General features: G+C 70.6%; 8 protein-coding genes. 3 read left to right on the top strand and 5 right to left on the bottom strand.

Features of this window, described 5'->3' with window-relative positions; translation table 11 throughout:
• Nucleotides 1–60 precede the first annotated feature (60 nt).
• The 5 genes from CACI_RS46290 to CACI_RS31155 form a co-directional block, all read right to left on the bottom strand.
• Complete coding sequence (locus tag CACI_RS46290) at nucleotides 61–1,290, bottom strand: acyl-CoA dehydrogenase family protein (protein ID WP_083796167.1); 1,230 nt, start codon at nucleotides 1,288–1,290, stop codon at nucleotides 61–63.
• A gap of 271 nt (nucleotides 1,291–1,561) precedes the next feature.
• On the bottom strand, nucleotides 1,562–2,707 hold the full coding sequence (locus CACI_RS31140) for an acyl-CoA dehydrogenase family protein (protein ID WP_015794869.1): 1,146 nt from the start codon (nucleotides 2,705–2,707) through the stop codon (nucleotides 1,562–1,564).
• 10 nt (nucleotides 2,708–2,717) lie between these two features.
• Nucleotides 2,718–6,752 (bottom strand): non-ribosomal peptide synthetase, encoded by a 4,035-nt coding sequence (locus CACI_RS31145; RefSeq protein WP_015794870.1) that lies wholly within the window; start codon nucleotides 6,750–6,752, stop codon nucleotides 2,718–2,720.
• Between the two features lie 41 nt (nucleotides 6,753–6,793).
• A complete protein-coding gene (locus CACI_RS31150) occupies nucleotides 6,794–7,879 on the bottom strand; it encodes a M20/M25/M40 family metallo-hydrolase (RefSeq protein WP_015794871.1) in 1,086 nt (361 codons plus the stop codon).
• On the bottom strand, nucleotides 7,876–8,757 hold the full coding sequence (locus CACI_RS31155) for a RimK family alpha-L-glutamate ligase (RefSeq protein WP_015794872.1): 882 nt from the start codon (nucleotides 8,755–8,757) through the stop codon (nucleotides 7,876–7,878). Before CACI_RS31155 ends, CACI_RS31150 begins: the two co-directional genes overlap by 4 nt.
• A 250-nt stretch (nucleotides 8,758–9,007) precedes the next feature.
• Here CACI_RS31155 and CACI_RS31160 point away from each other — a divergent pair, with 250 nt between their 5' ends.
• The 3 genes from CACI_RS31160 (at nucleotide 9,008) to CACI_RS31170 (ending at nucleotide 11,508) form a co-directional block, all read left to right on the top strand.
• Nucleotides 9,008–9,763: a sulfotransferase-like domain-containing protein gene (locus CACI_RS31160; protein ID WP_041540557.1), complete on the top strand. Its 756-nt coding sequence runs from the start codon at nucleotides 9,008–9,010 to the stop codon at nucleotides 9,761–9,763.
• 103 nt (nucleotides 9,764–9,866) lie between these two features.
• Nucleotides 9,867–10,454, top strand: coding sequence for a hypothetical protein (locus CACI_RS31165; RefSeq protein ID WP_015794874.1), 588 nt, complete (start codon nucleotides 9,867–9,869; stop codon nucleotides 10,452–10,454).
• Nucleotide 10,455: 1 nt separating this feature from the next.
• A complete protein-coding gene (locus CACI_RS31170) occupies nucleotides 10,456–11,508 on the top strand; it encodes a BtrH N-terminal domain-containing protein (RefSeq protein WP_015794875.1) in 1,053 nt (350 codons plus the stop codon).
• The last annotated feature ends 52 nt before the right edge of the window (nucleotides 11,509–11,560 follow it).

The raw sequence follows: 11,560 nt of genomic DNA on the forward strand, positions 1-11,560 counted from the left end.
GCCGGTCGGATCAGCGTCATGCGATTCCGGCCGGCGCGACCTCCGAAACACGGCCTCCCCCTAGTACCCGACCGGCGCCGCGAGCGCGAACTCCCGCCCAGCAGCAGCCCGCGCCTCCCGCAGACGAGCAGCGCCGACGATACGCCACAGGGCAGCGGGCTCGCCGTAGCGCGAGGACTCGGCAGCAGCGAGACGGAAGTAGCGATGCAGACCCAGCTCCGCGGTCATCGCCCGCACCCCGCAGCTCTGCATGCACAGGCGCAGCACCTCCCGCGCGGTCTCGGCCGCCATCGCAAGGGCGATGACCGGCTCGGTGCTGATGGAGTCGGGCTCGGCGTCCACCAACCAGGCCGCACGATAGACCGCCGCCCGCGTCGCCCGCAGCGCCACCAGAGCCCGAGCCAGCGGAAACGAGACGGCAGGCAGATCGCGCAGCCGACTACCGAACTGATGCCGGAAGCCAGTGTGATCCAGCGCAACGCGATGCGCACCCTCGGCAATACCCAGCAGGTACGCCGCCTGCCGCACCCGCGCACGAGCCAGCGGATCAGCGAGCGCCTCGGCAGTGGGGGCGACCACATCCGCCGCCGAGACCGGTGTGGCCGCGAAGCGCACGACCGGCGGCCAACACGCGGTCAGGACACTGACGCCAGGGGCATCGCGGGGCACCGCGACCAGAGCCGGCGCATCAGGATCAGGAAGCGCCACCAGGAACAAGGCGGCTTGGGCATCATCAACGATCGCGGTACCGGTCAGCTCCCAGCCATCGCCGCGCGGAGCTGCGATGACGCCGCGCGCACCGGGGAGAGCTTCCGTGCCCGCCAGCGCCACGCCTGCCACGACAGCACCCTGCGACTGCGCAACGCCCGAGCCGCCAGCAGCGCCCGCAGCCCTTGCGACATCTGAGCCGCCCTCGACGCCCGCCGACTTGGCAGAGCCCGAACCTTCCGCGATCCCCGCCGCAACCGCAGCGCCCGAGCCACCCGCAACGCCCGCCGCGCTCGCAACGCCTGCGCCGCCCCCGATTTTCGCCGCGCTCGCAATGGCCGAGCCGCCTGCGATCTCCGCCGCACTCGCAACGCCTGCGCCGCCCACGACCTTCCCAGCCCTCGCAACGACCGAGCCGCTCTCTACCTCCACCGCCCTTGCAATGTTTGCGGCGCCCGCGGTCCCCGTCGTGCTCGCAACGCCTGTGCCGCCCGCGATTCCCACCGCGCTCGCAACGCCTGCGCCGCTCGCGACCCTCGCCGCATCCTCCGAGGCGGCCGTCCAGCCGAGGTCGGCGGCCATGGCACCTGCGCGGTAGGGGTTGCCGCACGCGGCGCGGCCGAGTTCCTCGCTGACCAGCGTGCCAGCCGTCAGGCCCAGGTCTAGGCCGCCGGCGAAGGCGGGGCGTTCTAGGTCGGGGGCTTGGAGGGCTTGGAGGGTGGGGTGGGCGGCGGTTTCTGTTACGGGGGCGCCGTGGAGGTGGGGGTGGGGTGGGATTGCGGTGAGGGCTGTGCGGAGGGTTGTGCGGAGTTGGTGGGAGAGGGGGTCGGGGGTCGGGTCCATGGTGTGGTCCTTAGGGGAGGGAGTCGAAGGCGGCGGCGACGATGTGGAGCATCACCTCGGAGGTGCCTGCTGAGAGGGTCAGGCCGGGTGCTTCGCGGTGGGCGGAGTCGAGGATCTTGGCGGGGCGGGTGCGGTTCGCTCGCTGGTCGGGGCTGGGGATGTCGGCGGCCCAGGCGGCGATGCCCTGCGCGAGTTCGCTGCTGTGGTACTTGGCGACGGCGGCGGCGAGCTGGTCGATGCGGCCTGCTTCGAGGCCGGTGAGTACTTCCCAGGCCAGGGAGTGGTCGGCGGTGAGTGCGCCGTGCCAGCGCCCGATCTGCTCCAGGTGTGCCGCGTGCGCGGAGTCCGGGTCGCGGTCGACCAGGGCTTCCAGTGCGGTGTCGAGCCAGCGCTCCGCTTTCAGGTAGTAGTCGAGACCGGTGCGTTCCACCGCGAGCGCCTCGTTCAGCAGTGGCCATCCCTCGTCGCGCGGGCCGATCAGGTCCGCCGCCGACACCGCCACGCCGTCCAGCTCGACCCGGTGGAAGTGCTCGTCCCCGATGCCGGGGATCATCGACACCGTCACGCCGGGCGCGCGCATGTCGACCAGGAACAGGCTGATCCCCTGGTACTTCCCGGCGGTCGGCGTCGTACGGGCCGCGCACAGGCCGAGGTCGACGAAGCGCGTCTTGAGGCTGAAGACCTTCGTGCCGGTGATGCGGTAGCCGCCGTCACCGTCCGGCTCGGCGACCGTCCGCAGCGCACCGAGATCCGACCCGGCGTCGGGCTCGGTGTAGAGCACTGATGCGAAGCTCTCGCCGCGCGCCAAAGCCGGCAGATGCCTGCGCTTCTGCTCCGCGTCGCCGGCCATCAGCAGGAACTGCCCGACGATCTGGATCGTGTTGACGTGAAAGGTGTCCGGCACTCCGGCACGCACCAGCTCCTCGGCGAGGATCGCGGCGTCGGTCAGCGGACGTCCCGCCCCGCCGAACTCGACGGGCCAGTGCACGGCGAGCAATCCCAGCCCGCCGAGCATCCGATACAGCGGACGCGCGTCCGGCTCGACGCCCGCCGCGCCGGTGGCCTGCTCCGCGGCGGCGCGCACCTCGGCAGAGCGCAGCGTCCTTCGCACATCCGCCCGGAACCGCTGTTGATCCTCAGTGAATCCGAACCGCATGAAGTACTCCTCAACGCGCGAGCGTCTCTTCGATCGCCGCGACGACCCGGCTCAAAGCCAGCTTCGTGAAAAGGGTGTAGTGGTCACCGGGCACGCGCTCGGCACAGAACCGCCCGGTGCACACCGACCGCCACTGTTCGTGCACTGCGACACGCGGCGAGGCGGCGAGCGCCGTGACCGGTCCGCCGTAGGAACCGGGCGGGCTGTACGCCTGCATCGACAGCGCGCAGGCCCGGAAGGTCTGGAAGCGCGAGTCCAGTTCCTCGTCAGTGAGCTCCAGCCGGACGCCGAGCCCGGTCAGCGTCTCCCTGATGTCGTCCCCGCCGATGTCCGGACGCTCCAGCACCGCGCGCACCGCCAACCCGTCACGCCCCGCCAACCGGGCGACGTCGTGCACGAACCGCTGCCGCACCGTCGCCTCGTCCAGCGGCTCGGTGTCCTCGTCATAGGCGGCATCGAGCAGCACCAACGGCACGCGCCGTCCGATCCGCTCCTCGATCTGCCGCGCGACCTCGAAGGCGAGCACGCCGCCATAGGACCAGCCGGCCAGGCAGCACGACTCCGGCAACCCGCCGGCGATCAGCGTCTGAGCGATCCGCGCGGCGCTCACCGCCAAGCCCTCGCCCGGATCCACAGCGGCGTCCTGGGGATCGGCGGCGAAGCCGACCACCCCGATGTCCTGACGCAGAGCCCTGACCAACGGCATGTAGCAGAAAAGCTCGCCGCCCGACGGATGCATCAGAATTACCTGCGCCGGACCGGCGGCCCGCATCACCACCGATGCCCGACTGCCTTCTTCGTCCTTCGCGACACTCTGCTCGGCACGAGCGCGGTCGATGGTCGCAGCCAGGTGCGCGACGGTCGGCGAGACGAAGAAGTCGCCGAGCGAGACCTCCACCCGGAACCGGCGATTGATCGCCGACATCAGCTGAACCGCCTGCAGGCTGTTGCCGCCCGCGAGGAAGAAGTCGTCGTTCACCCCGAGCCGGGTGGTGCGCAGCAGCGGCGCGAGCACGTCATGCAGCAGCACCCGCTCGGTCGCGGTCCGCGCCTCGGCGACCGGCGCACCGACCTCGGCCTGCCCCACCTCGGGCGCGGGCAGGCGACGCCAGTCGACTTTGCCGCTGCTGGTCAGCGGCATCTCCCCCAGCACTACGAAATACGACGGGATCATGTACGACGGCAGCAGAGTACTGAGATGCTCGCGCAGCGCCGGCACCTGCCCCTCGGCAATACCGGTCGCGTAGCAGACCAGATGCTTGTCCCCGGCGTCGTCAGCCCACGGCCGCACACTGACCTGCTCGATCCCCGCGAAGCCGGTCACCGCCGACTCCACCTCGCCCAGCTCGATCCGCAAACCGCGGATCTTGACCTGCTGGTCGATCCGGCCCTGGAACACCAACCGGCCGTCCGCCAGCCGCTTCACCAGATCCCCGGTGCGGTACAGCCGACCACCGGGAGCAGTACCGAAGGGGTCTGCGATGAACTTCTCCGCGGTCAGCTCGTCGCGATCCAGGTAGCCGCGCGCTAACCCAGCGCCGCCGATCACCAACTCCCCCGGCACGCCGATCGGCACCGGACGCAGGTCGCGATCGAGCACGTGCGCGACGTGGTTCGCCATGGGCAACCCGATCGGCGGCGAGGCGTCCCACGTACCCGCGCACTCCTCGACGATCATCGTCACCGTGCACTCGGTCGGCCCGTAGCCGTTGAACAGCCGCCGCCCCGGATTCCACCGGTTCACCAGCTCGCCGCTGAACGCCTCGCCGCCGACGAAGGCGATCCGCAGCTCGGTGAACCGCTCCGGCGCCAGCAGCGGCATGACGGTCGGGGGCAGGTCGATGACCGTGATGCCCGCTCGCTCCATGAGCGCCTGGAGCCGGTCGATGGACAGCCGCTCGTCCTCGGTGGCGATGCACAGGCGCGCGCCGGTCAGCAACGCGGAAAAGGTCTCGAAGACGGAGACGTCGAAGGTCACCGAGGCGAACCCGAGCATCCGATCAGCGGGCGTCAGCTCGAACAGCTCGCGCACGGAGTCGATGAAGGCGACCACGCCGCGGTGCTCCAGCAGCACGCCCTTCGGCTTGCCGGTGCTGCCGGAGGTGTAGATGACGTAGGCGACGTCGCAGGGTTCTGCGGCGAGCGGCACATCGTGCGCGGGCATGACGGCCAGCTCCGCGCGCACCTCGTCCAGCGTCACCACCGGCGCCTCGACCTCGCTGAGGACGTCGGCGACCGCAGCATGCGTGATGACCGCGCACACCCCGGCGTCTGCGGCGATCTCGGCGACTCGAGCGGAAGGATGCGTGGTGTCGAGCGGCACATAAGCGGCGCCGGTCTTGAGAACCGCGAGCATCGCCGTCGTCAGGTCCACATTCCGCCGCAGACAGATGCCGACCCTGGCGCCCGGCTCGACACCGCGCTCGCGCAGCAACGCAGCAAGCCGGTTCGCGCCGGCGTTGAGCTTGGCATAGCTGGTCTCGACACCACCGACGACGACCGCCACAGCGTCGGGAGCTTCCTGGACGCGCGCCTGGAACTCCTCCACGATCGTCGTCTCGCGGATCGTCCGCACCGGTCCGACGGCGATGTCCGCCAGGAACTCCTGGTCCTCCGGGCTCAGCATCGCAGCGTCGGACAAGGGAGCGTCGGGAGCGGATGTCAGAGTACTGAGCATGCCGTCGTAGTGGCGCGCGAACCTGGCGATGCTGTCGGCGTCGAACAGTTCGGTGTTGAACTCGATGCCCAGTGACGCGTCGGCGCCGGGAGCCGTCTGCTCCGTCAGCTGCCAGCTCATGTCGAATCGAGCGGTACCGGGCCGGACAGCTTCTCGAGAAGTGTCGATGCCGGGCAGGGCAGGTGTGGTCACCGCGTTCTGCACGTCGAAAACGATCTGGAAGATCGGCGAGCGGGACGGATCGCGAGCCGGCTCAACGGCGTCGAGCAGCTTGCCGAACGGCAGTCCGCCGTCCCCGTCCACGTCCGCGAGGTCTGAAGCGCGCTTGACCCGATGGACCAACTCGCGAAAGGTCGGATCGCCGGAGACATCCAGTCGCAGAACCCGCATATCAGTGAACTGTCCGACCGCCGAGGACAGCGCCTCGTGCCGCCGCCGCTCCTGCGGCGCGCCGATCACCAGATCAGTCAGCCCGGAGTAGCGGTGCAGCACCGTGAAGAACGCGGCGGCGAGCACGTCGAACCGGCTCACACCCTCTTCTCGAGCCAGCTTCCACGCCTTTTCCCAGCCCTGGTGACCGACCGCGAAATCAGCGGTCGCGCCGACATGAGTCTGGGTATCGCCGCGCGGCCGATCGGTCGGGAACTCCAGGACTTCGGCGCCCGCCAACGCGCTGCGCCAGTGCGCGACCAGCGTGTCCAGCTCGCCGGCATCGAGCCGATCGCGTTGCCAGAGCGCGTAATCCGGATACTGCACGGGAAGATCAGGGACCTGTGGTGCCTCGCCGTCGCGCGAAGCCCGGTAGAACTCGCCGAGTTCGCGGATCAGGACGCCGTGCGACCAGGTGTCGCACACCATGCGGGACACGTCGAAGGCGAACAAGTGGTCGTCCGCGGCGACCCTGACCAACGTCGCGCGCCACGGCGGCGTCCGGCTCAGGTCGAACGGCGTCCCCGCCTCCCGGTCGATCAGGGCGCGCGCGTCCAGAAGCCGCCGCTCGTGGTCCTGCCCGTCAGCCTCGATCACCGCGAGCCTGACCGGGACGTCGCCGGCGATCACCTGGACGAAGCCGCCCTCGCGTTCCACGATCGCCGTCCGCAGCGCGTCGTGCCGGGCCACGAGCGCGGCCAGCGCCAAGCGCAGCGCGTCCACATCGAGGTCGCCGCGCAGCCGCAGGCACAGCGGAGTGCCCGGGGCAGAACTCTGCGAAGCGGACCGAAGCGTCTGTTGTTCCTGGGTCAGCGGCACGGGACCGGCGTCCCGGCGCGGCACGGGTCCGCGCGCGGCGGCGACCCGCGCCTGCTCTTCCAGCCGTGCCAGGAACCGCGCGCGGCGCTGCGCGGGCAGCGCGGCGAACCGCCGGCTCATGTCCGTCACCTTCGAGCTCCCCTTTCGATTGCGGTGAGCCGTCACCGGACGCCCGAGCGGGCGGGCAGCTGGGCCAGCTCCGAGATGGCGATCGTCAGCACGTCGATGCCGCGCCGGAAGTCCGAGAGCATGATGTGTTCGTCGTCGGCGTGGTCCAGGGCGCTGTCGCCGGGCCCGTAGGTGGCCATCGGGATGTCCCAGACCTCGGCGAGGGTGTTCATGTCCGAGGTGGCGGTCTTGACCACCAGCCGCGGCTGCGCGTGCAGCCGGCGGATGCCGGAGACCAGGGCGCGGACCGCCGGGTCGGCGCGGCCCACACGGCAGGCGGCGACCGAGTTCAGCACTTCCAGCTCGCCGATCGGCAGCCGGTCCCGCAGACCGCGCACCAGTTCCTCGACGTCGAATCCGGGCGGAGTACGGACACTGAGATCCGCTGTGGCGAGCGCCTGATCGCCGCTGATCCGCACGAGTGAGGCGCCCGGCTGACCGAAGACGTCGTGCCCGGCTTCCGGACCGAGCAGCTCGACCAGCGCGTCCCAGCAGGCGACCGCCAGCTCGGAAGCCTTCGGCGCGGGGTTGCTCGGGTGGGTGGCCGGGCAGCGGACGGTGTAGCGCAGATCCAGCTTGCCCTTGTAGCCGAGCACCACGCTGGACCAGCCGCTGGGCTCGCCGACGATGAGCGCGTCGGGCCGCTCGTGGGTGGCGCGGATCGCCATCGCGCCGCGCGAGCGCGGGGTCTCCTCCTCCACGACGCCGATCACGACCAGGCGGCCACGGAAGTCCGCCGCGCCGGCTGCGGCGCAGATCATCGCTGCGAGCGGACCCTTGGCGTCGACCGCACCGCGGCCGTACAGGCGGCCGTCCAGGGGGCGGACCGGCAGCACGCCGGAGACGGTGTCCAGGTGGCCCAACAGCATCACGGTCGGACCCGCGCCGCGGTCGATGACCCCGACGGTGTTGCCGACCTCGTCGATGTGCGCCTGGAAGCCCAGGTCGGTCATGGCGCCGATCAGGAAGTCGGCCAGCGCGCGCTCGTGGTAGGAGACCGAGGGGATCTCCAGCATGTTCCGCAGCAGTCCCAGCGCGTAGGTCTCGGTGACGGCGCCGGAGGAGGTGAACGGCTTCATCGGTGCGCTCGTTCCAGTAGATGCTCGACGATGTGGTCCGCGACGTTCACCTGCTCGGCGAGCGCGGACTGGAAGCCGGTGAACTCGACCCGGTGGTTGACCTCCAGGACCAGCAACCGGCCGTCCCGGTCCTCGATCAGGTCCACCCCGGCGATGTCGGCGCCGACGGCGTCCGCGGCGCCGACGGAGAACTTCGCGATCTCCGGCGTGACCTCGCACGGCCGCGTCTGCCCGCCGAGCGCCACGTTGGTCCGCAGGGATTCGCCGCTGCGGTAGACGGCGCCCAGCACCTCGCCGCCGACCACGATCGCCCTGATGTCCCGGCCGGGCTTGTCGATCAGCTCCTGGACGTAGGCCAGGTGCGACTGCGGACCGGGCAGCGCTGCGACGTATTCGAGCACTGCTTCGGCGCCGGCGCGGTCGCGCAGCGGGACCACCAGCCGTCCCCACGAGCCGACCAGCGGCTTGATCAGGGCGGGATAGCCGATGACCTCCAGGGCTTCCAGGGCGGATGTCGAGGTCAGAGCCAGGGCGGTACGCGGTGTGGGCAGCCCGGCCTCCTCCAACGCTTGCGTGGTGCGCCACTTGTCGCCGCACACCTCGGTCGCCTCGGCGCTATTGACCACGGTGACTCCGGCGGCGCTCAGAGAGCGAGCCGCGTAAGCCGCGCGGACCTGGCCGATCTCCCGGTTCAGGGCGAGATCGAAGGACCGGCCGCCACTGTGCCCGGCCACGTACCACTGCCGGCGGGTATCGACGTGCTCGAAGGGGACGCCGCGTCGGTCGAAGGCGTCGAACAGTCGCTTCTCGTCTGCGCCGACCCTGCTGGCGAGCACCGCGATCCTGCTCTCGCCCGGGCGCTGTGGTGTCGCTGACACGTGACCTCCGTTGCTAGAGCACCGATCGGCGGACGGCCCGACCGCCTGCCGCGCGTAGATAAGAAGTTACGAGCGAGCCGGCCCGATCTGCGTCCACGGCAGGTTCATTCGCGAGGACACGCCGCGTTGACTTCTCCGCTGGGCGGCAGCGGTTTTGATTACTGCCCCGCGGTGGCCCGCGTGTCACTCTTATCTGGATTCGAACACTCGCCGCAATTGTCCATTGCAGGTAATGAGAAAGGGGGAAACCGTGGGACACACACCGGAGCCGATACCGGTGCTCGCATTGTGGAGCGCGCCTCGTTCGCGCTCCACGGCCTTCGCCCGGATGATGGCTGAGCGCGACGACCGCGTCGTCGTGCACGAACCGTTCTCGCAGGTGGTCGACTTCGGTGAGGTGAAGGTCGGCGGGCAGCTCGCGCACAGCGAGGCCGGGGTGCTGGAGGTGTTGCGCGCCATCGCGGCGGAATCGCCGGTGTTCTTTAAGGACACCACGGACTTCCACTATCCGACGGTGCTCGCCGACCGGGACTTCCTGGCCTCGGCGACCCACACCTTCATCATCCGGCACCCGGCCGAGGCCATCGCCTCGCATCGCGCGCTCGCCCCGGAGCTGGGCCGCGACGAGATCGGGTTCGCCCGGCTGTATGAGCTGTTCGCGGCTGTGCAGGCCGCCACCGGAGCCACGCCGGTCGTGATCGACTCCGACGACCTGCTCGACCGGCCGGCGCAGACCGTCCGGGCGTACTGCGAGGCGGTCGGCATCCCCTTCCTGCCGGAGGCGCTGAGCTGGGAGCCGGGCATGCGCTCGGAGTGGCAGGCGACGAGCAGGTGGCACGCCTCGACCAGCCGGACCGCCGGCTTCCAGCGCGCCGGCGACGGTGACGCGACCGCGGAGCGCGCGCGGGCCCTGGAGGCGGTCGAGGCGGACCCGGTTCTGCGGGCCCACCACGATCACCACCTGCCCTACTACGAGAAGCTGCGCGCCGCCGCGCTCCGGCCCTGAACGTCTCAGTTCGCTGATGCGAGGTAACCACGGTGCTGACGAAAGCATCCGAGACCGCCGCTAGGTTGGCGACGCGGAACGGAATTCAAATGAGGTGGGACACGTGACGGACATTTCGGTGTCCTCCGCCAAAGCAGGGCTTTGCGATCCGGTCGACATCTCCGGCCATCACAACAACAAAGCCATCTCCGCGGCGACGGAGACCAAAGCGGGGGCTTTCAACGTATGGGGAAACTCGTTCGCGGCGGAATATCTGCCCGCGGGCGGGAGCATCGTGGAGGTGGACGGCGTCCCCTTCCGGTTCCCCCAGGCCGGCGACGGACCGGACAACATCCGCACGGCCGGGCAGTTCATCACCGTCCCGGAGGGCCGCTACGACTGGATCCACCTGCTGGCCGCCTCCGAGCGGCGCACGGAGGACTGCATGGATCTGAGCTTCGCCGACGGCTCGGTGGACGCCGAGAAGGTGCGCGTCTCCGACTTCTGGGGCGCGCCGGCGTGGTTCGGCGAGGTCAAGGCCTTCGAGAGCCTGACCATGCACTACCCGCACCACGTGCAGCGAGGCGTGCCGGCGATGATGTGGGCGCAGCGCGTGCCGGTGACCCGGCGCGCCGTCCTGTCCGGCATCCTGCTGCCCCGCAACGTCGCGCTGCACATCTTCGCGGTCACCCTCCAGCGGACGGAAGGCTGAGATGACCGTCACGACGACGACCCGGACCTCGATGATCAGGGGTCCGGAGCCCGACTGGTGGTACCGCGACCTGATCAGCTGCCTGCAGGCCACGTTCGGCACGGTGCTGAGCCGGGCCGGCGTCGATCCGCTGAGCGTGCTCGGCGCGGGCTGGCGCTTCCTGCACCTGCCCGGCGACGTCCGGTCCGAGGAGTTCTACTACCCGTGCCTGCCGGACGCCTCCGGAGAAGTGGACCTCGGCGCCGCGCTGGCGCCGCACCACGATCTGCACGCGCGCTGGTGGCAGCCCGCCGACGAGGACGACCTGTGGCACGAGGTGCGGCAGACGCTGGTCGAGGACCGGCTGGTCATCGCCGCCGTGGACAACTTCCATCTGCCCTTCCGCCCCGCCTTCGGCGATGTGCACGCCGCGCACCTGGTCGTGGTCTACGGCCTGGACGAGACGCGCGGGGTCGTCTATGTCTGCGACGCTATGCCGCCGGCGTTCCGCGGCGCCGTCCCGATCCGGGACTTCCTGCGCAGCTGGGGCTCGGCCAACCCGAACGACGTCCAGGACGCGTTCTTCAGCAACTCCCAGATCGGCCGGCGCTGCCTGGACGTCCGGCTCGGCGCCAAGCCCGAGCCGCTGACGCCCGAGCTGCTCGGCAGCTTCCTGCGCACCGACATCGAAGCCAACACCGCCGATGCCTCCATCCGCACCGGGCTGGCCGGATTCGACGCGTTCGCCGCCGAACTGCTGGACCGCTGCCGCGCCGGGGACGCCGAGGCGCTCACCGAGCTGTATCCGTTCGGCTGGGCGATGCAGGCGCAGGCCTCGCTGCACGGCGAGCTGCTGCGCAGCTGCGGCCGAGCCTGGGACGACCCGGCGCTGGCCGGAGCCGGGCGGCTGGTCGAGCTGGTCGCGCACCAGTGGACCGGATTGCGGTTCACCGGCGCGCACGGCCTCACCGACCCCCAGTCGGCCGTGGCCGACATCGCCCGCCACACCACCACGCTGCGCGGGAACTTCGCGCGCGCGCTCGACGCCGTCGGCGCGGCCGCGGCGCGCCTGTGACCGCCGGCGGTGCGGCCGGTCCCCCCGGTCCGGCCGCCGCGACCTCGTGAAC

This window comes from Catenulispora acidiphila DSM 44928, from assembly GCF_000024025.1.
Lineage (GTDB): Bacteria > Actinomycetota > Actinomycetes > Streptomycetales > Catenulisporaceae > Catenulispora > Catenulispora acidiphila.

Coding starts and splice junctions, on each gene's coding strand:
- CACI_RS31140 (WP_015794869.1), bottom strand. CDS start 2,707: ATGCGGTTCGGATTCACTGAGGATCAACAGCGGTTCCGGGCGGATGTG.
- CACI_RS31150 (WP_015794871.1), bottom strand. CDS start 7,879: ATGAAGCCGTTCACCTCCTCCGGCGCCGTCACCGAGACCTACGCGCTG.
- CACI_RS31145 (WP_015794870.1), bottom strand. CDS start 6,752: ATGAGCCGGCGGTTCGCCGCGCTGCCCGCGCAGCGCCGCGCGCGGTTC.
- CACI_RS46290 (WP_083796167.1), bottom strand. CDS start 1,290: ATGGCCGCCGACCTCGGCTGGACGGCCGCCTCGGAGGATGCGGCGAGG.
- CACI_RS31170 (WP_015794875.1), top strand. CDS start 10,456: ATGACCGTCACGACGACGACCCGGACCTCGATGATCAGGGGTCCGGAG.